This is a genomic window from Stutzerimonas sp. FeSN7 (genome assembly GCF_030263795.1).
Classification (GTDB): Bacteria; Pseudomonadota; Gammaproteobacteria; order Pseudomonadales; family Pseudomonadaceae; genus Stutzerimonas; species Stutzerimonas stutzeri.
Genome location: NZ_JARPMN010000001.1, coordinates 4,075,898 through 4,099,960 on the forward strand (window position 1 = coordinate 4,075,898; position 24,063 = coordinate 4,099,960).

Below are 24,063 nucleotides of genomic sequence, written 5' to 3' on the forward strand. Positions count from 1 at the left end.
TAAGTTGCCTGGCTTTCGCCACAGGCGGCCACTCCCCAGACACAACCGAAGGAGCGCAGCATGGAGGCAAAACAGCCCTCGTCTTCTCACCTCAACGCCCCGGTCTTTTACGGCTCGGCAGTCATCATCCTGGCACTGGTGATCTACAGCGTCGCCTTTCAGGAACACGCGCAGGCCCTGTTCGGCGACGCCCAGGCCTGGATCATCGCCAATGTCAGCTGGCTGTACATTCTCGCCGTCGCACTCATCCTGCTGATGGTGGTGCTGCTGGCCTTCAGTCGCTACGGCGACATCAAGCTCGGCCCGGACCACAGCGAACCGGACTACAGCGCCCTGACCTGGTTCGCCATGCTCTTTTCCGCCGGCATGGGCATCGGCCTGATGTTCTTCGGCGTAGCCGAGCCGGTCATGCATTTCCTCTCGCCGCCGGTGGGCGAAGGCGGCACGACGCTCGCCGCCCGCGAAGCAATGAAGATCACCTTCTTTCACTGGGGCCTGCACGCCTGGTCGATCTACGCCATCGTGGCGATGATCCTCGCCTACTTCGCCTACCGTCACGGCCTGCCGCTGACACTGCGCTCGGCGCTCTACCCGCTGATCGGCGAGCGCATCTACGGTCCCATCGGGCACGCGGTGGACATCTTCGCCATCATCGGCACGGTGCTCGGCGTCGCTACCTCGCTGGGCCTGGGTGTCACCCAGATCAACACCGGGCTGAACCACCTCTACGGCCTGCCGGTGACCATTCCGGTGCAGATCGGCCTGATCGTCGCCACCACCCTGCTCGCCACCATTTCGGTGGTGACCGGGCTGGACAAGGGCGTGCGGCGGCTGTCCGAGCTGAATCTGTCACTGGCCGGCCTGCTGATGCTGATGGTGCTGATCGCGGGGCCGACGGTGTTCATCCTGCAGACCTTCGTGCAGAACATCGGCAGCTACCTGTCGGACATCGTCAACAAGACCTTCAACCTCTACGCCTACGAGCCGAACGACTGGATCGGCGGCTGGACGCTGTTCTACTGGGGCTGGTGGCTGGCCTGGTCGCCCTTCGTCGGCCTGTTCATCGCGCGCATTTCCCGCGGGCGGACCATCCGCGAATTCGTTGCAGGTGTGCTGCTGGTACCCACCGCCTTCACCCTGTTGTGGATGACCGTGTTCGGCGATACCGCCATCCACATGATCCTCTGGGAGCACGTGAGCAGCCTCGGCGAGGCCATCGAACAGGACAGCTCACTGGCACTGTTCGCCTTCTTCGAACATTTTCCGTTCTCGGCACTGATCTCCCTCGTGGCGATCATCATGGTGGTGGTGTTCTTCGTCACCTCCGCCGACTCCGGCGCACTGGTGGTGGACATGCTCGCGTCCGGCGGCAAGCAGGGCACGCCGATCTGGCAGCGCATCTTCTGGGCGCTGTCCATGGGCGGGGTGGCCATCGCGCTGCTGCTGGCCGATGGCCTGACCGCGCTGCAGACAGCGACCATCGCCAGCGCCCTGCCCTTCACCATCGCCCTGCTCTGCTCCATGTGGGGTCTGCTCAAGGCCCTACGCCTTGACGCCACCAAGCAGGGCCTGCGTTATCAGGCGCTGAGCATCTCGCCGAGCGCAGCGCCAACGGCCGGAGGCTGGCAACGGCGCCTGCGCACGTTGATGCTGTTCCCGCGGCGCGCCCATGTGGTGCGCTTCATCGCCGAGGTGGTGCGTCCGGCCTACGAGGCCATCGCCGAAGAAATGCGCAAGCAGGGCTACGAGGTGGAGATCAGCGAAGGCGAAGACCGCCGCCTGCGCTTCGAGATCACCCACGAAGGCGAGCCGGACTTCATCTACGAAGTACGCCCGCGGGCCTACGCCATGCCCAGCTTCGTGGTGACCAGCGAGGACGACGAGCGCGAGGAGCGCAAGTACTTCCGCGCCGAGGTGCATCTCAAGGAAGGCGGCCAGGACTACGACGTGATGGGCTGGAGCCGCGAAGACGTCATTGGCGACATCCTCGGCCAGTACGAGAAGCACATGCACTTCCTGCACATGGTGCGCTGATAGCGGCGCGCCCCGGCCGTGGTGCCGGGGCGCCTCGCCTCAGTGCGCCAGGCCGGCGCTCTGGCGCTCGGCGCTCATGAAGCTCAGCAGTTCGGCCAGCGGCAGCGGCTGACTGACCAGATAGCCTTGGACCTGCTGCGCACCAAACTGGCGCAGCAGCTCCAGCTGCTCGGCGGTTTCCACGCCCTCGGCCACCACCTCCAGCCGCAGGTTGTGCGCCAGCCCGACCATCGCCTCCACCAGCTGCCGCTTTTCCGGGCGGGCGCCCATGCTGGCGACGAAGCTCTTGTCGATCTTGAGCAGCGTGATCGGCAGGTTGGACAGGTGCACGAAGGAGGAAAAGCCGGTGCCGAAGTCATCCAGCGAGAAGCGCACGCCCAGCTGGCCAAGCGCCTGCATGGCAGTCTGCACCTGCTCGCTGCGGCGCATGACGGCGGTTTCGGTAAGCTCGAACTCGAGCCAGTGCGGGTCGATGGCGCGCTCGTCGATCAGCCGCGTCAGTGTCGGCAGCAACTGGCTGTCCTGGAACTGCCGGAACGACAGGTTGACCGCCATGTGCAGCGAGTCCGCACCCTGCTCGTGCAGGCTCTGCAGGTCGCGCAGGGCGCGGGCGATGACCCAGTAGCCGAGCGGCACGATCAGGCCGCTTTCCTCGGCCATGGGAATGAAGGCGTCCGGCCCGAGCAGACCGCGTTCGGGATGCAGCCAACGCACCAGCGCCTCGATGCCGACCACGCGGCCCGTGTCCAGACACAGCCGCGGCTGGTAGTGCAGCTCCAGCTCACCACGGCGCAGCGCGCGGCGCAGCTCGCCCTCCTGGTCGGCCAGGCTGCGGGCACTGCGGCTGACGTGCTCGTCGTACAGGCACCAGGTGCAGCCCTGGCTGGCCTTGGCCTGACGCATCGCCAGTTGCGCATGCCAGAGCAGCGCATCGGCCGAGGTTCCGGCGCTGGCTCGCGCCAGCCCGAGGCTGCAGCCGAGCATCAGGCTTTCGCCGTCCACCCAGTAGGGCTCGGCCAGCGCCTCGACGATGCGATCGGCGATCGCATCGGCGCGCCCGGCATCGTCACGGGTGTCGAGCAGCAAGGCGAACTCGTCGCCGCCCAGCCGCGCCAGCAGATCGCCCACTTCCAGCTGCGCCTTGAGCCGGGCGACCACCTGCAGGATCAAGCGATCTCCGGCATCGTGGCCGAGGGCGTCGTTGACGTGGCGGAAATTGTCCAGGTCCAGGTAGCCGAGCTCCAGGCCATGACCGTCGTGCTCGCTCAGGGCGTCGAGCAGCTGCGCCTGGAAGCCCTGACGATTGGCGATGCCGGTGTGCGGGTCGCGCACCGCAAGCTTCTGCAGGGTTCCCTGCAGGTTGCAGCGCTCGCGCACGTAGCGCAGACAACGGCGCAGCACCTCGGCGCTGAGCTGGTCGGCCACCAGCCAGTCGACCGCACCTTCCGGGGTTTCTTCCGGCTCCTCGTCGAGCAGCAGGATCAGCGGCCAGGGAAAGCGCCCCGGTGCGGGCCGGCATTGCGGCGTCGCCAGGACCAGACAGGGAGATTCGAGCTGCTGGCTGACGGTTTGCCAGTCCGTCGCCACGACCAGCTGTTCGGCGTGGGCCGAACCCTGCAGGCAGGCGCGCAGCCGCACCGCCCAGTCTGGGCGATGCGCCAACAGCAACAGTGGCATGGGTTGGGCAGGCGCTGGCAAGCGGCCTCCGGACTCTTGAGCTGTTGAAGACACCAAAGGGTCTCCGATCCCACCAGTCCCTGTGCAACCACCCCAGCATCCTGCAGCGCGACAAGACTAATCGATTCTTGCCATTAGCCAAGCCCCACGCGCGACGACCGGCGTTTTATTGCGTCTGTAACGCGCCTGCATCACCCTTTCGGCCTGTTAAACTCGCGCCCCCGTTTCGAACGACCTGAACAACATGTCCCGACTCAATCCTCGGCAGCAGGAAGCCGTGAACTACGTCGGCGGCCCCCTGCTGGTGCTCGCCGGTGCCGGCTCCGGCAAGACCAGCGTGATCACCCGCAAGATCGCCCACCTGGTGCAGAACTGCGGCATCCAGGCCCGTCACATCGTCGCCATGACCTTCACCAACAAGGCGGCGCGGGAGATGAAGGAGCGCGTCGGCACCCTGCTCAAGGGCAGCGAGGCGCGCGGCCTGACCGTGTCCACTTTCCACAACCTGGGCATGAACATCATCCGCAAGGAATACGCGCGCCTGGGCTACAAGCCCGGCTTCTCGATCTTCGATGACGGCGACATCAAGACGCTGCTCACCGACATCATGCAGAAGGAATACGCCGGCGATGACGGCGCCGACGAGATCAAGAACCTCATCGACAGCTGGAAGAACGACCTGATCCTGCCCGACGAGGCCTTGGCCAAGGCGCGCGGCCCCAAGGAGCAGACCGCCGCCATCGTCTACCTGCACTACCAGCGCACGCTCAAGGCGTACAACGCGGTGGACTTCAACGACCTGATCCTGCTGCCGGTCAAGCTCTTCCAAGAACACCCCGACATCCTCGAGAAGTGGCAGAACCGCATCCGCTACCTGCTGGTGGACGAATACCAGGACACCAACGCCAGCCAGTACCTGCTGGTGAAGATGCTGGTGGGCATGCGCAACCAGTTCACCGTGGTCGGCGACGACGACCAGTCGATCTACGCCTGGCGCGGCGCGCGTCCGGAAAACCTGATGCTGCTGAAGGAGGACTACCCGTCCCTGAAGGTAGTGATGCTGGAGCAGAACTACCGCTCCACCAGCCGCATCCTCAAGTGCGCCAACATCCTCATCGCCAACAACCCCCACGTGTTCGAGAAGCAACTGTGGTCGGAAATGGGCCATGGCGACGAGATCCGCGTGATCCGCACGCGCAACGAAGAGGCCGAGTGCGAGCGGGTGGCGCTGGAAATCCTCACCGAGCACCTGCGCACCCAGCGCCCCTACAGCGACTTCGCCATCCTCTACCGCGGCAACTACCAGGCCAAGCTGATGGAGCTGAAGCTGCAGCACCACCAGATTCCCTATCGCCTGTCCGGCGGCACCAGCTTCTTCGCCCGCCAGGAGGTGAAGGACCTGATGAGCTACTTCCGCCTGCTGGTCAACCCGGACGACGACAACGCCTTCCTGCGGGTGATCAACGTGCCGCGACGGGAGATCGGCTCCACCACCCTGGAAAGGCTCGGCAACTACGCCAGCGAGCGCGGCATCAGCATGTACGCCGCCGCTGACGAAATCGGCCTCGGCGCGCATCTGGACAGCCGCTACGCCGAGCGCCTGGCGCGCTTCAAGCACTGGATGGACAACGTGCGCCAGCAGTGCGCGCAGAACGACCCGATCGCCGCCATCCGCAGCATGGTGATGGACATCGACTACGAGAACTGGCTCAGGCAGAACGCCTCCAGCGACAAGGTGGCCGACGCGCGCATGGGCAACGTCTGGTTTCTCGTCGATGCGCTGAAGAACACCCTGGAAAAAGACGAAGACGGCGACATGACCATCGAGGATGCCATCGGCAAGCTGGTGCTGCGCGACATGCTCGAGCGCCAGCAGGAAGAGGAAGAAGGTGCCGAGGGCGTACAGATGATGACCATGCACGCCTCCAAGGGCCTGGAATTCCCTTCGGTGTACATCATCGGTTTCGAGGAGGAAATCCTTCCGCACCGTTCCAGCATCGAGGCCGACACCATCGAGGAAGAGCGGCGCCTGGCCTACGTCGGCATCACCCGCGCCAAGCGCAACCTGGCGCTGACCTTCGCCGCCAAGCGCAAGCAGTATGGCGAGGTGATCGACTGCACGCCGAGCCGCTTCCTCGACGAGCTGCCGCCCGAGGATCTGGTCTGGGAAGGCATGGAAGAAGCGCCGGTGGAGGTCAAGGCCGCGCGCGGCAACGACGCCCTGGCAGCGATGCGGGCGATGCTCAAGCGCTGAAGGCTCGCCGCGCCGATCTTTTTTTCGCGGCCGGTTTGAATCCCGTAACGCTGACGCGGCATGCTGCTGGCATCGTGGTTTTCGGGAGGGTTGGGATGTATCACGGCGAACGCTTCAATGCCTGGACGCACCTGGTCGGTGCTGCGCTGGCGTGTCTCGGCGCGATCTGGCTGCTGGTCCTCGCCGCGCTCGACGGCTCGCCGGTAAAGATCGTCAGCGTTGCGATCTACGGTCTGAGCCTGATCCTGCTGTATAGCATCTCGACGCTCTATCACAGCCTGCGCGGGCGGGCGAAGGTGGTCATGCGCAAGCTCGATCACCTGTCGATCTACCTCTTGATCGCCGGCAGCTACACGCCGTTCTGTCTGGTCACCCTGGCTGGCACCTGGGGCTGGACGCTGTTCGGCATCGTCTGGAGCCTCGCCGTGATCGGCATGCTGCAGGAGATCAAGCCGCGCTCCGAAGCACGGGTGCTGTCACTGGTGATCTACGCGGTGATGGGCTGGATCGTGCTGGTGGCGGTCAAGCCGCTGTTCGCCGCCCTGGGTGGCGCCGGTTTCAGCTGGTTGCTGGCCGGCGGCATCTGCTACACGGTGGGCATCGTCTTTTTCGTTTTCGACGACCGCTTCCAGCACTGGCACGGCATCTGGCACATCTTCGTTATGGTCGGCAGCCTGCTGCACTTCATCGCCATTCTGTTCTACGTGCTCTGATCGGCCTCCAGCGCCGCCGCGCTGCCGAGCACCGCCTCCAGTTCGCGTGCAGCGGCACGCATTCGTGGCACGAACGCCAGCAGCTGCGCCATCGAACAGCGGATCACCGGCGCGTGGCTGAACAGGCAGGCCAGCAGTTCGCCGTCGGAGGCACGTACCGGCACCGCACAGGCGACCATGCCGTCGATGAATTCCTCGCAGTCGGTACCCAGCTGTTCCTCGCGCACGCGGGCCAGGTCATCGCGCAGCGCGCTGAGATCGGTAAGGGTGTTGCGCGCCATCCGTTGCAGCGGCAGGTGCGGCAGCACCCGTTCCAATTGCTCCGGCGGCAGCGACGCCAGATAGAGCTTGCCGCTGGCGGTGCACCAGAGCGGCGTGTGGCTACCGATCGGCAGGTTGATCTGCAGCGGCCAGTTGGTCTGCACCCGATCGAAATAGAGCATGTCCAGCCCGTCCGGAATCGCCAGACCGCAGGTCTCGCCGATGGCCTCGGAGAGCTGGCGCAGGATCGCCTGGCGCAGCGCCTTGTGCCGGCTGCTGCGCAGAATGTTCAGCGCCGCGACATGCAGGCGCTCGCCCGGCAGCAGCCCGCCGCGCAGGCCGAATTGCAGGAAGCCTTCCTTCTCCAGGGTCTGCACCAGCCGGTGGGCACTGGCCTTGGGGATGTCCAGGCGCTCGGCCAGCGCGGTCGGGCTGAGCGGCTCCTTCGCCGCCGCCACCGCCTCGATGATTTCCAGCACGCGGGTGATGGAAGAGCCTTTCTCGCGGGGAGTGCTGCGCATCGTCTGCCTTGTCGTTCGATGAAGATGGACGCCCCACAGGGCGCCCGGGAGTGTAGCGACCGGCACCGCCAGTGCAACGGTACCGCGCGGGCTACTTCATGGTCGGCATGGCGAACTCGGTGCCGGCACGGATACCGGTGGGCCAGCGCCGGGTCACGGTCTTCATCCGGGTGAAGAAACGCACCCCATCCGGGCCGTGCATGTTCAGCGGGCCGAACACCGAGCGCTTCCAGCCGCCGAAGCAATGGAAGGCCATCGGCACCGGAATCGGCACGTTGACGCCGACCATGCCGACCTTGACGTTCTCCTCGAACTGCCGCGCGGTGTCGCCGTCACGGGTGAAGATCGAAGTGCCGTTGCCGAACTCGTGGTCATTGATCAGCTGCAGCGCCTCGTCGAACGACGCAACCCGCACCAAGGCCAGCACCGGGCCGAAGATCTCCTCGCGGTAGATGCGCATGCTCGGCATGACCCGGTCGAACAGCGTCGGGCCGACATAGAAGCCGTTCTCATGGCCCTCGACTTTGATGCCGCGGCCGTCGCAGACCAGCGTTGCACCTTCCTCCACGCCCAGATCGATGTAGCTGCTGACCTTCTGCTGGTGCTCGCGGGTCACCAGCGGGCCCATGTGCGGCTCAGGCTCGATGCCCAGACCCGGGCCGGTGCGCATCTGGCTGATTTCGCCTTTGAGCATTTCGACCAGTTTGTCAGCCACCTCGTCACCGACACACACCGCCACGGAAATCGCCATGCAGCGCTCGCCGGCCGAGCCGTAGGCCGCGCCCATCAGCGAGCTGACCACCTGCTGCGGATCGGCGTCGGGCATCACCACCATGTGGTTCTTCGCCCCGCCCAGCGCCTGGCAGCGCTTGCCGTGGGCCGAGGCGGTGGCATAGATGTATTCGGCGATGGGCGTCGAGCCGACGAAGCTGACCGATTGCACCCGCTCATCGGTGAGCAGCACGTCCACCGCCTCCTTGTCGCCGTTGACGATGTTCAGCACACCAGCCGGCAGCCCCGCCTCGGCCAGCAGTTCGCCGATCAGCATCGTCGCGCTGGGGTCCTTTTCCGAGGGCTTCAAGACGAAGGTGTTACCGCAGGCGATGGCCACCGGCAGCATCCACAGCGGCACCATGGCCGGGAAGTTAAACGGGGTGATCCCGGCGCAGACACCGAGCGGCTGCATCAGCGAATTCGAATCGATGTCACGGCCGACGTTGGAAGAAAACTCGCCCTTGAGCAGATGCGGGATGCCGCAGGCGAACTCCACCACTTCCAGCCCGCGGGTCACTTCGCCCTGGGCGTCGGAAAACACCTTGCCGTGCTCGCTGGTGATCAGCCGGGCGACGTCGTCGCGACGTTTTTCGAGCAGTTCCTTGAAGCGAAACATGACCCGCGCGCGCACCAGCGGCGGCGTCTTCGACCAGCCATCGAAGGCGGCCTGGGCAGCGGCAATGGCCTCACGGGTCTCGTCCGCCGAGGACAGCGAGACATACAGGCGCGGCTCGCCGGTGGCCGGGTTGTAGACGGTGGCATGGCGCTCGGAGCGGCCGGCGACGGCCTCGTTGTTGATCAGGTTGCCGAGGGTCTGCATGGCTTCACTCCTGGTTCCAGACGGTTTCGTAGAGGTCGATGATTTCCGCTTCCGTGGGCACGCGCGGGTTGTTGCCCGGCGAGCCGGAGGCCAGCGCCTGACGCGCCATGGTCGCGCGCAGCTCGAAGAAGCGGTCGCGGGCGATGCCGAATTGTTCCGGGCTCGGCACTTTCAGTTCCTGATTGATCGCCCGCAGCTCGGCGAGCAGCTTGTCGTTCGCCACTTCGACGCTGTCGGTCTGTGCGGCGACGCCCATGGCCCGCGCGCAGTCGGCGTAGCGCTCGGGCGCCGCGGGAATCGAGAAGGCGGTGATCGCCGGCAGCAGCATGGCGTTGGACAGCCCGTGCGGCACGTGGAAGAAGGCACCGATCGGCCGGCTCATGCCGTGCACCAGCGCCACCGAGGCGTTGGAGAAGGCGATTCCGGCCAGGGTCGCGCCGAGCATCATCGCTTCACGCGCGGCGCGGTCGTCCGGCTGGTGGAAGGCTGTGCGCAGGTTCGGCGCCAGCAGGCGCATGGCTTCCAGCGCCTGAGAGTCGCTGTAGAGGCTGGCCTTGCGGCTGACATAGGCCTCGATGGCGTGGGTCAGCGCGTCGATGCCGGTGTCGGCGGTGACCCGCGGCGGCAGCGAGAGGGTCAGCTCGTAGTCGATCAGCGCGGCGATGGGCATGAAGCCGAGGCCCGCGCAGAGCATTTTCTCGTCGCTGGTCTCGTCGGTGATGATGGTGAAACGCGTCGCCTCCGAGCCGGTGCCGGCGGTGGTGGGGATGGCGATCAGCGGCAGGCCGGCTTCGCTGACATCGCGCGGGAAGCGGTAGTCGCGCATCTCGCCGCCGAACTTGCCGAGGATGCCGATGGCCTTGGCCGAATCGATCGGGCTGCCGCCGCCGAGGGCGACGATGGAATCGAAATCGCCCTGGCGGACCATTTCTACGCCGGCGCGAATGGAGGCAGCGGTCGGTTCGGGCAGGGTATCGGCAAAGCACTGGCTGGCGATGCCGGCCTCTTCCAGCTGACCGGCGATGCGCGCGACATAGCGGAGCTCGACCATCATGCGGTCGGTGACGATCAGCGGGCGACTGCAGCCCAGCTCCTGCAGCACGCGGGCGAGTTGCCCGCTGGCGCCAGCGCCGACTTCCATCAGGCGCGGCAGGACGATGCGGTGGCTCATGAGCATTCTCCGAGGTGGGCCGCCTGAGGCATGGCGGCTTCTTATTATGAGACTTTATGTCTCACTATCGAGCCTGGAGAGTAGAAAGCGAATGGGTAGACGTCAATAAAAAACGAGACCGATGGTCTCGTTTTATTCGCTGCGCAGTGCGCGTGCTGATCAAACCGAACGTTGCCGGTGCCGCTCCACTGTCATGGCCAGCCGCTCGGCCCGCACCTGCACTCGCGCGCGCACCTGCGCGTCGCCCAGCCCTTGCAGGTCGGCGCCGACATTGAGCAGCACGGCATCGACACAGGCAACCAGCAACAGGACGGCAGCCTCGACGTCGCAGCGTAGCGCGGGGTCGACCAGCGGCACGGCACGCTCGGCTATGCCCAGCGCCTCGATACAGGCATGGGCCGTGGCCAGCGGCACGGCACAGGCCTGGCGCGCCGCCGAGGACGCCAAGCGATCATCGTGCTGATCCTTGAGCACCTCACGGAACACCGCCACATCGTCGTCGGCAAAGGCACCAGGACGGCCGAGCAGTGCCCGCGCCTCGTCGAGCAACGCGCTGCAGCGGTCATCGTCGCGCTGCCCGGCCGTGACCCGCAGCGCCTTGACGATCAGCGCTACGGCGAGGTCCGCGGTCACCGCCGCGACCGCGCCGCAGCCGGGCAGGGCGCGCTCGGCCGCGGCGTCGCGAAACTGCCCCAGGGGCAGTTGCCAGAGCCCCTGCCCCACACCAGGCCGGTCGGCGTCGGTCATCCCGCGTTGGCGCCTTGCCAGTGCAGCAGCACATCGAGCATGCGGTTGGAGAAGCCCCACTCGTTGTCGTACCAGGCCATCACCTTGACCAGCTCACCCTGCACGCGGGTCTGGCTGAGGTCGGCGACGCAGGAGGCGGGATAGCCGTTGAAGTCGCAGGACACCAGCGCCTCGTCGTTGCACTCCATCACACCGGCCGGCAGCTTCTGCGCACCGTCGCGCAGGATCTGGTTGATCGCGTCGACGCTTGCCGGCGCGTTCTCGGCGATGAAGGTCAGGTCCACCAGCGAGACGTTCGGCGTCGGCACACGCACCGACAGCCCGTCCAGCCGCCCGGCCAGTTCCGGAAGCACCAGGCCGATGGCCTTGGCCGCACCGGTGGTGGACGGAATCATCGACAGCCCGGCGGCGCGGGCTCGATAGAGGTCCTTGTGGGCCTTGTCCAGCAGGTTCTGGTCGTTGGTGTAGGAGTGCACGGTGTTGAGCAGCCCCTGGCGGATGCCGACCGCCTCGTGCAGCACCTTGGCCAGTGGTGCCAGGCAATTGGTGGTGCACGAAGCGTTGGAGATCACCCGCTGGTCGGCCAGCAGCTGATGGTTCACGCCGTAGACCACGGTCAGGTCGCCGCCATCCAGCGGATGCGAGGCGAACACCCGGCCGGCACCGGCCTGCAGGTGCTGCTCGATGGCCGCGCGCTGCTTGAACTTGCCGGTGCACTCGAGCACCACATCGACGCCCAGCTCCTTCCACGGCAGTTGGGTGGCGTCGCGTTCGGCCAGCAGGCGGATGGACTGACCGCGCACCACCATCGAATCGCCCTCGAGCGTCACCGGCTCGGGAAAACGACCGAAGGTCGAGTCGAAACGGGTCAGGTGCACCAGCGTGTTGTGTTCGCTGAGGTCGTTGATGGCGACCACCTGCACCTGATTCTGCAGTCCGCGCTCGAACAACGCGCGCACCACCGCGCGACCGATACGCCCATACCCATTGATGGCAATACGCAGCATGGCAAATCTCCTCGGAGGGGTTGAAAGTCAGTCGTTAGCTTAGGCGCAGTATCCACCCTTGCGTTCTCCATGAACCGACCGGGATCAAGGGAAGTGGCGAACCCGTGTCCCGCTTGCCAGTCGTATGGCTGACGAGGCGGCGTTGCCGAGCCGCCGCGACCTCAGACGAATCAGGGGGTACGCTGCATGAGCGAGACAACGCGAACGCCGTGGTGGATGGGTGCGACCGTTTATCAGATCTACCCGCGATCCTTCGCTGACAGCAACGGCGACGGCATCGGCGACCTCCAGGGCGTACTGCGGCACCTCGACTACCTCAAGCGGCTGGGGGTCGATGCTCTGTGGCTATCGCCGATCTTCCGCTCGCCGATGGCCGATGCCGGCTACGACATCAGCGACTACTGCGACATCGACCCGCTGTTCGGCTCGCTGGCCGACATCGACCGGCTGATCGCAGAGGCCCATGCCCGCGATATTCGCGTGCTGCTGGACTTCGTGCCCAATCACACCTCGGACGAGCATCCCTGGTTCGTCGAGTCGCGCAGCTCGCGGGACAACCCCAAGCGCGACTGGTACATCTGGCGGGACCAGCCGAACAACTGGCGCGCTGCGCTGGGTGCCGGCAGCGCCTGGACCTGGGACGAGCACACCCAGCAGTACTACCTGCACCTGTTCCTGGCCAAGCAGCCGGACCTGAACTGGCGCAACCCCGAAGTGGTCGCGGCAATGCACGACGTGCTGCGCTTCTGGCTCGATCGCGGCATCGATGGCTTTCGCATCGACGTCATTCACTGCACCGGCAAGGATCCGAGCTTCGCCGACGATCCGCGCTGCCAGGCCGGTCAGCCGCTGTCGGACTTCAACGACCAGCCCTACAGCCACGAGGTGCTGCGCGGCCTGCGCAAGCTGGTCGACAGCTATCCCGGTGATCGCATGCTGGTCGGCGAGGTGAACATCCGCTCCACCGAGCGCGTGCTGCAGTACTACGGCGCCGGCGATGAGCTGCACCTGGCCTTCAACTTCAATCCGCTCGATGCGCCCTGGGACCCGGTGCTGTTTCGCACCTGCATCCGTGAGGTCGAGCACTGGCTGCAGCCGGCCGGCGCCTGGCCGACCTGGGTGCTGTCCAACCACGACAATGTGCGCCAGCGCAGCCGCTACCAGGGCTCCGAGCGCGCCGCCCGCGCTGCCGCGGTGCTGCTGCTGACGCTGCGCGGCACACCGTTCATCTACCAGGGCGAGGAGCTGGGCCTGGAAGACGCACACATCGCCGACGAGGCGCGCATCGACCCGGGCGGCCGCGACGGCTGTCGTGCTCCCATTCCCTGGCTGGCCGAACCGCCCCATGACTGGAATGGCGCCTCACCCTGGCTGCCCTTTCCGCCCGATGCCGACAAGCTGGCCGCGGAACGGCAGGTCGGCGCGGCGAACTCGATGTTCGCCCTCTATCAGCGCCTGCTCGCAGCGCGCAAGGCCAGCCCGGCGCTGCTGCACGGCGACTTCGAGGAACTGCCCTCGCACCCCGAGGTGCTCGCCTACCGCCGGCAGCTGGGCGATGACCTGCGGCTGGTCTGCATCAATTTCGCCGAAGCGGCGCATGCCTGCCCGCAGAGTGGCGACTGGACGGTGGAAATCGCCAGCGACGGCCTCGGCGAAGGCGAGCCCTATGCCGGCACCCTGAACCCGGGCCAGGCACTCGTACTGCGCCCCACGGAGGCCTGACCATGCGCCCACTCTGGTACCGCAACGCGGTGATCTATCAGATCGACCCCTCGCTGTTCCGTGACAGCAACGGCGATGGCTGCGGCGATCTGCGCGGCATCACCGAGCGCCTCGACTACATTCGCGGCCTCGGTTGCACCGCGATCTGGCTCATGCCCTTCTACCAGTCGCCATTCGAGGATGCCGGCTACGACATCAGCGACCATCTGCAGGTGGCCGAGCGCTTCGGCGACCTGGCCGACATCGTTGCCCTGCTGGAGAAGGCCGAGGAACTGGGTCTGCACGTGATCATCGAGCTGGTCGTGCAGCATACCTCCAGCGAACACCGCTGGTTCCAGGAAGCGCGCCGCGACCGCGATTCGCCCTATCGCGACTACTACATCTGGGCCGACGAGCCGGACGACGCCATCGAGCCGATCTTTCCCACGGTGGAAGACAGCGTCTGGACCTGGGACGAGCAGGCCGGCCAGTACTATCGCCATCTGTTCTACAAGCATGAGCCGGACCTGGACCTGACCAACCCGCGGGTAATCCACGAGATCGAGCGGATCATGTCGTTCTGGCTACGCCTGGGCGTGTCGGGCTTTCGCATCGACGCCGCGGTGCACATGGTGCGCCAGGCCGGCGGTGGCGACCTGCGCCAGGGTTACTGGCTGCTGGAACACATGCGCGACTTCGTCACCATGCGCCGCCCGGAGACTGTATTGCTCGGCGAGATCGATACCGATCCGGAGAAGTACATCGAGTACTTCGGTGACGAGGCCGACCGCGTCACCCTGCTGCTGGACTTCTGGGTCAACAACCACCTGTTCCTCGCCCTCGCCAGGCAGCAGGCCGAGCCGCTCTGTCGCGCGCTGAACAGCCAGCCGCTGCCACCCAGCCATTCGCAATACGCCTTGTGGATTCGCAACCACGATGAGCTGAGCCTGGACCGGCTGGAGGAGGATGAGCGCAACGAGGTACTGGATACCTTTGCCCCCGATCAGAACATGCGCGCCTACAACCGCGGTATTCGCCGACGCCTGGCGCCCATGCTCGACGGCGACGAGCGACGCATCGCCGCCACCCACGCCCTGCTCTTTTCCCTGCCCGGCACGCCGATCATCCGCTACGGCGAGGAAATCGGCATGGGCGACGATCTCGAGCGCCCGGAACGGCTGGCGGTGCGCACGCCGATGCAGTGGTCCAACGAGCCCAACGCAGGCTTCTCCTGCATCGACGCGCAACGGCTGATCGCCCCGGTGATCGATGAAGGGCCCTTCGCCTTCGACAGGGTCAACGTATTCGCCCAGACCCTGCGCAGCGACTCGCTGATGGCGCGCACCGGCAACATGATCCGCACCCGCATCGGCCTGCGCGAGATCGGCATCGGCAAGCGGCGCACGGTGGAGGTGGACGACCCGAGCGTGTTCGCCATTCGCCACGACAACGACTCCACGGTGCTGATGCTGGTGAATCTGGCGGACCGCGAGACCACCGTGACGATCACCGACGACGACCTGCAGGACATGGTCGATGTACTCGCCGACTGCGACTACGGGCAGCCCGAGGGCACCCCGCTCCAGCTGCGGCTGGGTCCGTACGGCTACCGCTGGCTGCGGCGCAAGCAGCAACTGTTCGGATAGGAGCGACGCATGATTCTCGACGCAACACAGTGGCGCGCCTGGCACGGCGCCGATTTTCCCGAGGGCAGCTGGTACCGCGACGAGGAGCAGCTGTGCGCCATCGTCGGTGCGCCGCGGATCGACCTGATATCCCGCGAGTGCTTTGCGAATTTCATCCTGCGTTTCGAATACGCGCTGCCGGTCGGCGGCAACTCCGGGGTGTTCTACCGCGTCGACGAGGCCGCCGAACTCGCCTGGCACAGCGGGCCGGAAATGCAGCTGCTGGACGATGCCGTGCATCCCGACGGCGCCGAGCCGACCACACGCAACGGCGCCCTGTACGGCCTGCGGGCAACGCAGCAGGAAACGCCGATCGAACCGGGCAGTTTCATGGAAGGTGCGCTGGTGGTTCGCGACGCGGACGTCGAACACTGGCTGGACAACCGCATGGTGCTTTCTTATCGCCTGGATGACCCGGATCTGCGCATGCAGATTCGGGCCAGCAAGTTCGCCGACAAGCCGTTGTACGCACAGGCCACCGCTGGCCACATCGTGCTGCAGCACCATGGCGAGGCCGTGCGCTTTCGCCGCCTGTCGATCGAACCGCTCAGCTGAACGTCGCCCTTGGATCGGCGCCGCGAATTGAGCGAGAATGCGCGGCTTTTCCAGGCTGCGAAACGCAGTGACGGCAGAAGCGCCACCGCGCCGAGCGTCAGGCAAGCCGCGGCCGCCCACGCTTGAGGTAGCGTTCGTGGAACAGCTGAAAGATAAGATTCGCAGTCATGGCATCGTGCTTTCCGACCGGGTTCTCAAGGTCGACGCGTTCCTCAATCACCAGATCGACCCGGTGCTGATGCAGGCCATCGGCCGAGAATTCGCTCGTCGCTTCCGCGATGACGGGATCACCAAGATCGTCACCATCGAGGCCTCGGGCATCGCACCGGCCGTGATGGCCGGCCTGGAGCTGGGCGTACCGGTGATCTTCGCCCGCAAGCATCAGTCGCTGACCCTGCATGACAACCTGCTCACCGCGACCGTCTATTCGTTCACCAAGCAGGTGGAAAGCACCATCGCTGTATCGACGCAGCACCTGTCTGCCAACGACCGCGTGCTGATCATCGACGACTTCCTGGCCAACGGCAAAGCCGCCAAGGGTCTGATCTCGATCATCAACCAGGCCGGTGCCAGCATCGCCGGTCTCGGCATTGTCATCGAGAAATCCTTCCAGACCGGTCGCAAGGAACTGGAAGAGGCTGGCTACCGCGTCGAGTCACTTGCCCGGGTCGCCTCGCTGGCCGATGGCGCCGTGCAGTTCATCGACTGAGCGCGACCTGCGCCGACTCATCGGCTGACCGGCGCGGCCTCCCCGCGCCAGAGCGTCACCAGTGCGCCCTGCGTGCCGGCCAGCGGATCGCTGACGGGCACGCCGACGCGGGCGATGCGTGCCCGCGAGGCATCATGGCTGGCCGCATCGGGGCGCTGCATGTCGTACTGCTGATCCAGCGGATAACCGGCTACCACCTGAAAATCCTCGCTGGCCTCCAGTGCGCAATGGCCAGTGCCGGCAGGCATTACCAGCGCATCGCCGGCACGCAGCTCGACTTCCTCGCCTTTCTCCCCGCCGAGCATCAGCCGCGCCCAGCCGCTGGCCACGCCGAGCACTTCGTGGGCGGTGGAATGGTAATGGTGGTAGTCGTAAACCGTTCCGCGCCAGGCGGAGGGCCACAGATGGCTGTCGAACAATCGCTCGAACGCCTCGGCCCGGCTCGGCCCGGCCAAGGGTAGCTGGCGATAGATCAGCACCGGGTGCGGGCTGTTGGGCGTGCGCCCGTCACTGCAGAGCTGCAGCTGTTCGGGATGCGGCGCGGTACTGGGCATGCGGGGCCTCCTGCTCGGGTCGATGAGTCAGGCCGATCGGCCTATCGGTTTCGACTCGAGGCAGCCGCGCTTTGCTCCCTCCAGAAACGACAAAGCCGCCCGGAGGCGGCTTTGCTGATGACGCGGCGCTCGATCAGAGGCCGGACATGTGCTGGATGGCGGCCTTCAGCTCGTCATCGGAGCAGTCGCCACAGGTGCCCTTCGGCGGCATGGCGTTGATGCCGCTGATGGCGTGCTTGAGCAGGCCGTCCAGACCACCGGCAGCGTCGGCACGGGCGGACCAGGCGGCGCTGTCACCGGTCTTCGGTGCGTTCAACAGACCGGAGCCGTGGCAGGCAGTGCAGAACTTGCCATACACGTCGGAACCGCTGCGAGCTGCACCACCGGCGGCTGCGGCAGCACCGGCACCAGCGGCTGCGCACTCTTCACCTTGGATACATACTTCGCCCACCGGCTTGAGGCGCTCGGCGATTGCTTCGTCGGTCGCAGCCTGAGCGCTCATTGCCCACAGGGCCAATACGGCAGTCTGTGCTACCAGGATCTTCTTAATCAGGTTCACCTTACACCCTCATTGTGGCTAGACACGCCCGCGGCCACGGTATCGCGAGCGGCGGTCAGTATACCGGCAAGCCATGCCGGCTGAAACAATACGAAAGGCCCAGCTATTCCCAGCGACGCTTTGTCGCATCGAACTTTCGAACGAGACGCGCGGTCGCGTTAAAAATTCGCCGGTGTGGTGGCGCTGATCAGCCGCGCCGGTACATCGAACGGATTGCGGAAACGATGCGGCTTGCTGCTCTCGAAGTAATAGCTGTCGCCGCTTTCCAGTACGTAGACCTGGCCGCTCACCGTCAGCTCCAGGCGCCCCTCGACCAGTATGCCGGCCTCTTCGCCCTGGTGCGACAGCATGTCCATGCCGGTATCGGAGCCCGGCGGATAGGTTTCGTCGAGAAAGGCGATGGCACGACCGGGGTGCGCCTTGCCCACCAGCTTCATGCTCACCGCGCCGTCGGAAATATCGATCAGTTCGCTGCCCTTGTAGACCACCTGGGTATCGCTGTCCTGATCGAAGTCAGGGGAAAAGAATTCCACCAGCGACATCGGAATGCCGCTCAGCACCTTTTTCAGCGAGCTGATGGACGGGCTGACGCTGTTCTTCTCGATCATGGAAATGGTGCTGTTGGTGACGCCGGCGCGCTTGGCGAGTTCGCGCTGGGACAGGCCCTTGAGCTTGCGGATGGTTTGCAGTCGAACACCGACGTCCAATACGGGAGCCCCCTTTCAAGAGCGAAGCGATAAGGGGGCTTATGATGGCAATGGCGTTCAGAATTTACAACACGCGTACCGGGCGGCTCGTCGCGCGGCACGCGGCCGATGTTCAGAGTACCGGGCCTGCCAAGTCGGGCATCGCAGCGACGACCGTGATTTCCACCCGCACATCAGGGGCGTACATCAGTGCCTGAACGGTGGTCCGCGCCGGCGCGGTGCCCGAGGGCAACCAGGCGTCCCATACCTCGTTCATCCCGGCATAGTCGCCCGCGATATCCTTGAGGTGGATGGTCGCCGAGAGCAGGCGGGCCTTGCTGGTGCCCGCCTCGTCCAGCAGGCGCTCGATGCTGGCAAGCGTCTCGCGGGTCTGCTGACGGATGTCTCCGGTCAGGTCATCGGCCAGTTGCCCGGACAGATAGACCGCGCCGTTGTGGATCACCGCCTCGCTGTAGCGCGTCTCAGTGTGCAGCCGCCGGATGGGCATGTTTGTGATTCTCCTTGTGCTTGCCGTAACGGAAGATATCCAGGCCCTCGGTGCTGATCTGCGGGCGCTTGGAGGCGAGCAGATCGGCGAGCACCCGGCCAGAGCCGCAGGCCATGGTCCAGCCCAGTGTGCCGTGACCGGTGTTGAGGAACAGGTTGCGATACGGGGTCGCGCCGATGATCGGTGTGCCATCGGGCGTGGCCGGTCGCAGGCCGGTCCAGAATACCGCGTCAGACGGATCCCCGCCCTGCGGATAGAGGTCGCCCACCACCATTTCGAGGGTCTCCCGCCGACGCGGGTTGAGCGACAGGTCGTGGCCGGCGATCTCCGCCATGCCACCGACGCGGATGCGCTGGTCGAAGCGGGTAATGGCGACCTTGTAGGTCTCGTCGAGCACGGTGGACTGCGGCGCCATCGCCGGATCGCTGATCGGCACGGTCAGCGAATAGCCCTTGAGCGGGTAGACCGGCGCGCGGATGCCCAGCGGCTTGAGCATCTGCGGGCTGTAGCTGCCCAAGGCCAGCACGTAGCGATCGGCAGTTTCCAGCTTGCCGTCGATCCACACCCCGGCGATGCGGTCGCCGGCATGTTCCAGACGCTGGATGTTCTGCTCGAAACGGAACTCGACGCCCAGGGCTCGGGCCATCTCCGCCAGACGGGTGGTGAAGAGCTGGCAGTCACCGGTCTGGTCGTTGGGCAGACGCAGGGCCCCACTGAGCTTGTGCGAGACCTTGGCCAGGGCGGGTTCGACCCGTGCGATACCGGCGCGATCGAGCAGTTCGTACGGCACGCCGGAGCGCTCCAGCACGGCGATATCCTTGGCCGCTGCATCCAGCTGGGCCTGAGTGCGGAACAGCTGCGTGGTACCGAGCTGGCGCCCTTCGTACGCGATACCGGTTTCGGCGCGCAGCTCGTCGAGGCAGTCGCGACTGTACTCGGACAATCGCACCATGCGCTCCTTGTTCACCGCATAACGCGCCGCAGTGCAGTTGCGCAGCATCTGCGCCATCCACAGGTACTGGTCGATATCACCGGTAAGCTTGATGGCCAGCGGCGCATGACGCTGCAGCAGCCACTTCATCGCCTTCAGCGGCACACCCGGCGCGGCCCAGGGAGAGGCATAACCCGGCGACACCTGGCCGGCATTGGCGAAGCTGGTTTCCATTGCCACGGCCGGTTGCCGATCGACCACAACCACCTCGAAACCGGCCCGCGCCAGATAGTAGGCGCTGGCGGTGCCGACGACTCCGCTACCCAGTACCAGTACACGCATTGCAGCCTCCCGCCCGCTCGAACAGGCTTTTCCGGATTCACTATTGATTCGGAGTATAAAAAGGCTGAAGCAGTGTTATTCACCATATAAAAAGCTATCTTTGGCCATAATTCACGCCAGAGCCGCTTTATTTGGAGCGTATTTCCCTTGCGAACTCGCCATCAGACCCGACGCGAACTGGACAAGATCGATCGTCATATCCTGCGCATCCTGCAAGCCGAGGGGCGTCTGCCGTTCACCGAACTGGGCGAGCGCGTCGGCCTGTCCACCACGCCCTGCACCGAGCGGGTCCGGCGCCTTGAGCGCGAGGGCATCATCATGGGCTATTCGGCCCGGCTGAATCCGCAGCATCTGAAGGCCGGTCTGCTGGTGTTCGTCGAGATCAGCCTGGCGTACAAGTCCGGCGACATTTTCGAGGAATTCCGCCGCGCGGTGCTCAAGCTACCCCATGTACTGGAGTGCCATCTGGTGTCCGGTGATTTCGATTACCTGGTCAAGGCGCGGATTTCGGAGATGGCCTCCTACCGCAAGCTGCTTGGCGACATCCTGCTGAAGCTGCCCCACGTGCGGGAATCGAAGAGTTATATCGTGATGGAAGAGATCAAGGAGTCCCTCGACCTGCCGGTCCCGGACTAGAGCCTCCGGGTGCATATCTGGATGTGCCGCGACAAGCCAGTCGTGGCACCGTCGGTCCAGCTCGCCTTTGCCCCGCGGCACCGCTCCGGTCTACCCTAGGAAGATGCAGACCTTTCATGACACTTCAGTGAATCATCGTGCATCCGCTTCGAACACCAGCGACCATGCACCTTCCTACTATGCCGCGAGCGTCAACCGCGAGCTGTCCTTCGAGCCCCTGCAGGGCGAACAGCGGGCCGACGTGTGCATCGTCGGTGGCGGCTTCTCCGGCCTCAATACCGCCATCGAACTGGCCGAACGCGGGCTCAGCGTCATCCTGCTGGAAGCGCACTGCATCGGCTGGGGCGCCAGCGGGCGCAACGGCGGCCAGCTGATCCGCGGCGTCGGCCATGATGTCGAGCAGTTCACCAACATCCTCGGCGAAGAGGGTGTGGACGAGCTCAAGCGCATGGGCTTCGAGGCGGTGGAGATCGTTCGCCAGCGCATCGAACGCTATGCCATCGATTGCGACCTGACCTGGGGTTATTGCGACCTGGCAACCAAGCCGCGTCATCTCAAGGGCTTCGACGAAGACTATTCCGACCTGCTGCGCCTGGGTTATCCGCATCCGCTGCAACGGGTATCGCGACCGAACCTGGCCACCGTGATCGGCTCACAGCGTTACCTCGGCGGCCTGCTGGACATGGGCTCCGGGCACCTGCACCCGCTGAATCTGGCGCTTGGCGAGGCGGCCGCGGCGCAGTCGCTGGGCGTACGCCTGTTCGAGCAGTCGAAGGTCGAACGCATCGAGTATGACCCGCAGGTCAAGGTCCACACGGCCAATGGCGTGGTGCAGGCAGAAACCTTGGTGCTCGCCTGCAACGCCTACCTCAACGGCCTGCAGCCGAAGCTCGCCGGCAAAGTGCTGCCGGCCGGCAGTTACATCATCGCCACCGAGCGCCTGCCCGAACCGCTGTGCCGCGAACTGCTGCCGCAGAATACGGCAGTCTGCGACCAGCGCGTGGCGCTCGACTACTTCCGCCTCTCGGCCGACGGCCGTCTGCTGTTCGGCGGCGCCTGCCACTATTCGGGCCGCGACCCGAAAGACATTGCCGCCTACATGCAGCCGAAGATGCTCGAGGTGTTCCCGCAGCTGATCGGCATTGGCATCGACTACCAGTGGGGCGGCATGATCGGCATCGGCGCCAATCGCCTGCCGCAGATCGGGCGCCTGCCCGAGCAGCCCAACGTGTTCTACGCCCAGGCGTATTCCGGGCACGGGCTGAATGCCACTCATCTGGCTGGTCGCCTGCTGGCCGAAGCCATCATGGCGCAGCAGAGCCATGGCTTCGATCTGTTCGCCAAGGTGCCGCACCCGACCTTCCCCGGTGGTCGCCTGCTGCGCTCGCCGCTGCTGGCCATGGGCATGCTCTGGTATCGGCTGAAGGATCGCTTCTGAATTTTCCGACGAAGCGCAGCGTCCAAGCATGGAATGAATGGATGCAGACCCGGAGAAACCTTGCGCGCCTATCTGACGCTGTTGCTGCTCGTGCTGCTGGCCGGTTGCGCCAGCCATCCAGCCCCGACCGAGTCCTACTCGGTCGCCCCGGACGCCTCTCCCCTCGGCCGGCGGATACAGCAGCTCGCTGCCACCCAGCCGGACGGCTACTCCGGCTTTCGCCTGCTGGCCGAGAGCACCGAGGCCTTCACGGCCCGCAGCGAAATGATCCGCGCCGCCCAGCTCAGCCTGGACGTGCAGTACTACATCGTCCATGACGGCCTGACCACCCGCGCACTCATCGACGAGCTGCTGCAGGCGGCTGACCGTGGCGTTCGTGTACGCCTGCTGCTGGACGACACCACCAGCGACGGCCAGGACTACCGCATCGGCGCCCTCGCCGCCCATCCCAACGTCCAGATCCGCGTCTTCAACCCGTTGCACCTGGGCCGCAGCAACGCGATTACCCGAACCATGGGCCGCCTGCTGCACCTGTCGTTGCAGCATCGGCGCATGCACAACAAGCTCATGCTGGTCGACGGCAGCCTGGCCATCGTTGGCGGGCGCAACCTGGGGGACGAGTACTTCGAGGCCGACCAGGCGATGAACTTCACCGACATCGACCTGCTTGGCGCCGGCCCGGTGGCCGAGCAGCTGGCGCGGAGTTTCGACGAGTACTGGAACAATCAACTGAGCGTGCCGATCCAGCGCTTTCTCTGGTGGCAGCCGAAGGCCAGCGGCCTGGACAAGGCCCGCCGGCAGCTGCGCGACTACCTGCAGCAGGCGCGGCAGGACAACAGCGAGCAGTACCAGCGGTTGATGCAGTACAAACAGGAGCCGCAGCTGCAGCAATGGCTCGATGAGCTCATCTGGGCACCGGGCGAGGCGATGTGGGATGCCCCGGAGAAGCTGCTCGCCGAGGGCATACCGGCCACCTCGCTGCTGCTGACCACTCAGCTGGCACCGACCATGCAAGCGGTGAGCCGCGAGCTGACACTGATATCGGCCTACTTCGTGCCGACCGCCAGTGGCGTGGAGTACCTGGCCGAGCGCGCCGGTGCGGGGGTGACGGTACGCATCCTCACCAATTCGCTGGAGGCGACCGACGTGCCGGCCGTGCACGGTGGTTATGCACCCTACCGCCGCGAACTGCTGGAGCATGGCGTGCGCCTGTTCGAGCTGCGCCGGCAGCCGCAACAGGAGCCGTCCTACAGCTTTCTCGGCGAGTCCGAATCCAGCCTGCACAGCAAGGCGGCAGTGTTCGATCAGGAAAAGGTGTTCATCGGCTCGCTGAATTTCGATCCGCGCTCGGTGCTCTGGAACAGCGAAGTCGGCGTGCTGGTGGAAAGCCATGAGCTGGCCCGCGAGGTCCATCGCCTGACCCTGGAGGGCATGTCGCCCGCGCTCAGCTACGAGGTACGCCTGGAGGAGCGCGACGGGCGCCAGCAGCTGGTCTGGATCGCCGAGGACGGCGGTCGCCTGCGCGTGCTGGAGAAGGAGCCCGGCGGGCTCTGGCGACGCTTCAACGCCTGGTTCGCCGACGTGATCGGACTGGAGAAGATGCTCTAGCATCCGCTCTGGACCGCCCTGCCGCCGGTGACTGCGCAGCGAGTACCTGCCGGCGCGTCAGCTGCAGCACATCTCCGCCCTTCTGTCCTCCCCCTGCAAATCATTCTTTGGGGTGATACCAGATAGCCAGTGGTCCGTTAGGCTCAGGAATGCTGCTGCCACGCACGCATCG

21 protein-coding genes are annotated in these 24,063 nt (G+C 65.5%); 10 read left to right on the plus strand and 11 right to left on the minus strand.

Annotated features, from left to right (window positions below; translation table 11 throughout):
• Positions 1-60 precede the first annotated feature (60 nt).
• A complete protein-coding gene (locus P5703_RS19505; RefSeq protein WP_084902368.1) occupies positions 61-2,034 on the plus strand; it encodes a BCCT family transporter in 1,974 nt (657 codons plus the stop codon).
• Between the two features lie 39 nt (positions 2,035-2,073).
• Here P5703_RS19505 and P5703_RS19510 read toward each other — a convergent pair whose 3' ends face one another.
• The gene (locus tag P5703_RS19510; protein WP_279641910.1) at positions 2,074-3,711 is read right to left on the minus strand and encodes a putative bifunctional diguanylate cyclase/phosphodiesterase; all 1,638 of its coding nucleotides are present in this window, start codon (positions 3,709-3,711) and stop codon (positions 2,074-2,076) included.
• 244 nt (positions 3,712-3,955) lie between these two features.
• Between P5703_RS19510 and rep the strand changes: the two genes are divergently transcribed.
• Together rep and trhA are read left to right on the plus strand one after the other, a co-directional pair.
• Positions 3,956-5,965, plus strand: a complete 2,010-nt coding sequence (rep, locus tag P5703_RS19515) for a DNA helicase Rep (protein ID WP_285589145.1) — start codon at positions 3,956-3,958, stop codon at positions 5,963-5,965.
• 95 nt (positions 5,966-6,060) lie between these two features.
• The gene (gene trhA, locus P5703_RS19520) at positions 6,061-6,678 is read left to right on the plus strand and encodes a PAQR family membrane homeostasis protein TrhA (protein WP_045632858.1); all 618 of its coding nucleotides are present in this window, start codon (positions 6,061-6,063) and stop codon (positions 6,676-6,678) included.
• Here trhA and P5703_RS19525 read toward each other — a convergent pair.
• The 5 genes from P5703_RS19525 to gap all read right to left on the minus strand — a co-directional run bounded on the left by P5703_RS19525 (position 6,666) and on the right by gap (position 11,979).
• Positions 6,666-7,460, minus strand: a complete 795-nt coding sequence (locus tag P5703_RS19525; protein ID WP_053526893.1) for an IclR family transcriptional regulator — start codon at positions 7,458-7,460, stop codon at positions 6,666-6,668. The genes trhA and P5703_RS19525 overlap by 13 nt on opposite strands.
• A 91-nt stretch (positions 7,461-7,551) precedes the next feature.
• Positions 7,552-9,054 (minus strand): CoA-acylating methylmalonate-semialdehyde dehydrogenase, encoded by a 1,503-nt coding sequence (locus tag P5703_RS19530; RefSeq protein WP_151320422.1) that lies wholly within the window; start codon positions 9,052-9,054, stop codon positions 7,552-7,554.
• A gap of 4 nt (positions 9,055-9,058) precedes the next feature.
• Entirely contained in the window at positions 9,059-10,225 is a 1,167-nt protein-coding gene (locus tag P5703_RS19535; RefSeq protein ID WP_151320423.1) for an iron-containing alcohol dehydrogenase, read from the minus strand.
• A gap of 159 nt (positions 10,226-10,384) precedes the next feature.
• Positions 10,385-10,972 (minus strand): cyclodeaminase/cyclohydrolase family protein, encoded by a 588-nt coding sequence (locus tag P5703_RS19540; protein ID WP_285589164.1) that lies wholly within the window; start codon positions 10,970-10,972, stop codon positions 10,385-10,387.
• On the minus strand, positions 10,969-11,979 hold the full coding sequence (gap, locus tag P5703_RS19545) for a type I glyceraldehyde-3-phosphate dehydrogenase (protein WP_095460877.1): 1,011 nt from the start codon (positions 11,977-11,979) through the stop codon (positions 10,969-10,971). Before gap ends, P5703_RS19540 begins: the two co-directional genes overlap by 4 nt.
• A 186-nt stretch (positions 11,980-12,165) precedes the next feature.
• Between gap and P5703_RS19550 the strand changes: the two genes are divergently transcribed.
• From P5703_RS19550 to P5703_RS19565, 4 genes are all read left to right on the plus strand, one after another.
• Positions 12,166-13,701: an alpha-amylase family glycosyl hydrolase gene (locus P5703_RS19550; RefSeq protein WP_037004557.1), complete on the plus strand. Its 1,536-nt coding sequence runs from the start codon at positions 12,166-12,168 to the stop codon at positions 13,699-13,701.
• Positions 13,702-13,703: 2 nt separating this feature from the next.
• Positions 13,704-15,326: an alpha-amylase family protein gene (locus P5703_RS19555; RefSeq protein ID WP_011911723.1), complete on the plus strand. Its 1,623-nt coding sequence runs from the start codon at positions 13,704-13,706 to the stop codon at positions 15,324-15,326.
• 9 nt (positions 15,327-15,335) lie between these two features.
• Positions 15,336-15,920, plus strand: a complete 585-nt coding sequence (locus tag P5703_RS19560) for a 3-keto-disaccharide hydrolase (protein WP_095460874.1) — start codon at positions 15,336-15,338, stop codon at positions 15,918-15,920.
• Positions 15,921-16,056: 136 nt separating this feature from the next.
• On the plus strand, positions 16,057-16,629 hold the full coding sequence (locus tag P5703_RS19565; RefSeq protein WP_013981607.1) for a xanthine phosphoribosyltransferase: 573 nt from the start codon (positions 16,057-16,059) through the stop codon (positions 16,627-16,629).
• A gap of 17 nt (positions 16,630-16,646) precedes the next feature.
• On the opposite strand, the gene P5703_RS19570 is transcribed toward P5703_RS19565, so the two are convergent.
• From P5703_RS19570 to dadA, 5 genes are all read right to left on the minus strand, one after another.
• The gene (locus tag P5703_RS19570; RefSeq protein ID WP_285589171.1) at positions 16,647-17,183 is read right to left on the minus strand and encodes a cupin domain-containing protein; all 537 of its coding nucleotides are present in this window, start codon (positions 17,181-17,183) and stop codon (positions 16,647-16,649) included.
• Positions 17,184-17,316: 133 nt separating this feature from the next.
• The gene (locus tag P5703_RS19575) at positions 17,317-17,742 is read right to left on the minus strand and encodes a c-type cytochrome (protein WP_011911719.1); all 426 of its coding nucleotides are present in this window, start codon (positions 17,740-17,742) and stop codon (positions 17,317-17,319) included.
• A 158-nt stretch (positions 17,743-17,900) separates the two neighbouring features.
• Complete coding sequence (locus P5703_RS19580) at positions 17,901-18,449, minus strand: cupin domain-containing protein (protein WP_017246161.1); 549 nt, start codon at positions 18,447-18,449, stop codon at positions 17,901-17,903.
• A 112-nt stretch (positions 18,450-18,561) separates the two neighbouring features.
• A complete protein-coding gene (locus P5703_RS19585; protein ID WP_014595665.1) occupies positions 18,562-18,936 on the minus strand; it encodes a RidA family protein in 375 nt (124 codons plus the stop codon).
• Positions 18,911-20,209, minus strand: a complete 1,299-nt coding sequence (gene dadA / locus P5703_RS19590) for a D-amino acid dehydrogenase (RefSeq protein ID WP_013981605.1) — start codon at positions 20,207-20,209, stop codon at positions 18,911-18,913. Before dadA ends, P5703_RS19585 begins: the two co-directional genes overlap by 26 nt.
• A 147-nt stretch (positions 20,210-20,356) precedes the next feature.
• Here dadA and P5703_RS19595 point away from each other — a divergent pair, with 147 nt between their 5' ends.
• From P5703_RS19595 to P5703_RS19605, 3 genes are all read left to right on the plus strand, one after another.
• Positions 20,357-20,845, plus strand: coding sequence for an Lrp/AsnC ligand binding domain-containing protein (locus tag P5703_RS19595; protein ID WP_003295466.1), 489 nt, complete (start codon positions 20,357-20,359; stop codon positions 20,843-20,845).
• Positions 20,846-20,948: 103 nt separating this feature from the next.
• The gene (locus tag P5703_RS19600; protein ID WP_279649457.1) at positions 20,949-22,283 is read left to right on the plus strand and encodes an NAD(P)/FAD-dependent oxidoreductase; all 1,335 of its coding nucleotides are present in this window, start codon (positions 20,949-20,951) and stop codon (positions 22,281-22,283) included.
• A 60-nt stretch (positions 22,284-22,343) separates the two neighbouring features.
• A complete protein-coding gene (locus tag P5703_RS19605) occupies positions 22,344-23,891 on the plus strand; it encodes a phospholipase D family protein (RefSeq protein ID WP_125852921.1) in 1,548 nt (515 codons plus the stop codon).
• Positions 23,892-24,063 lie beyond the last annotated feature (172 nt).

Bases quoted from the DNA above. Each gene is read 5' to 3' on its own strand.
- P5703_RS19510 (WP_279641910.1), bottom strand. From the start codon at position 3,711: ATGCCACTGTTGCTGTTGGCGCATCGCCCAGACTGGGCGGTGCGGCTG.
- dadA (WP_013981605.1), bottom strand. From the start codon at position 20,209: ATGCGTGTACTGGTACTGGGTAGCGGAGTCGTCGGCACCGCCAGCGCC.
- rep (WP_285589145.1), top strand. From the start codon at position 3,956: ATGTCCCGACTCAATCCTCGGCAGCAGGAAGCCGTGAACTACGTCGGC.
- P5703_RS19535 (WP_151320423.1), bottom strand. From the start codon at position 10,225: ATGAGCCACCGCATCGTCCTGCCGCGCCTGATGGAAGTCGGCGCTGGC.
- P5703_RS19570 (WP_285589171.1), bottom strand. From the start codon at position 17,183: ATGCCCAGTACCGCGCCGCATCCCGAACAGCTGCAGCTCTGCAGTGAC.
- P5703_RS19600 (WP_279649457.1), top strand. From the start codon at position 20,949: ATGCAGACCTTTCATGACACTTCAGTGAATCATCGTGCATCCGCTTCG.
- trhA (WP_045632858.1), top strand. From the start codon at position 6,061: ATGTATCACGGCGAACGCTTCAATGCCTGGACGCACCTGGTCGGTGCT.
- P5703_RS19560 (WP_095460874.1), top strand. From the start codon at position 15,336: ATGATTCTCGACGCAACACAGTGGCGCGCCTGGCACGGCGCCGATTTT.
- gap (WP_095460877.1), bottom strand. From the start codon at position 11,979: ATGCTGCGTATTGCCATCAATGGGTATGGGCGTATCGGTCGCGCGGTG.
- P5703_RS19530 (WP_151320422.1), bottom strand. From the start codon at position 9,054: ATGCAGACCCTCGGCAACCTGATCAACAACGAGGCCGTCGCCGGCCGC.
- P5703_RS19540 (WP_285589164.1), bottom strand. From the start codon at position 10,972: ATGACCGACGCCGACCGGCCTGGTGTGGGGCAGGGGCTCTGGCAACTG.
- P5703_RS19555 (WP_011911723.1), top strand. From the start codon at position 13,704: ATGCGCCCACTCTGGTACCGCAACGCGGTGATCTATCAGATCGACCCC.
- P5703_RS19505 (WP_084902368.1), top strand. From the start codon at position 61: ATGGAGGCAAAACAGCCCTCGTCTTCTCACCTCAACGCCCCGGTCTTT.
- P5703_RS19525 (WP_053526893.1), bottom strand. From the start codon at position 7,460: ATGCGCAGCACTCCCCGCGAGAAAGGCTCTTCCATCACCCGCGTGCTG.
- P5703_RS19550 (WP_037004557.1), top strand. From the start codon at position 12,166: ATGAGCGAGACAACGCGAACGCCGTGGTGGATGGGTGCGACCGTTTAT.
- P5703_RS19585 (WP_014595665.1), bottom strand. From the start codon at position 18,936: ATGCCCATCCGGCGGCTGCACACTGAGACGCGCTACAGCGAGGCGGTG.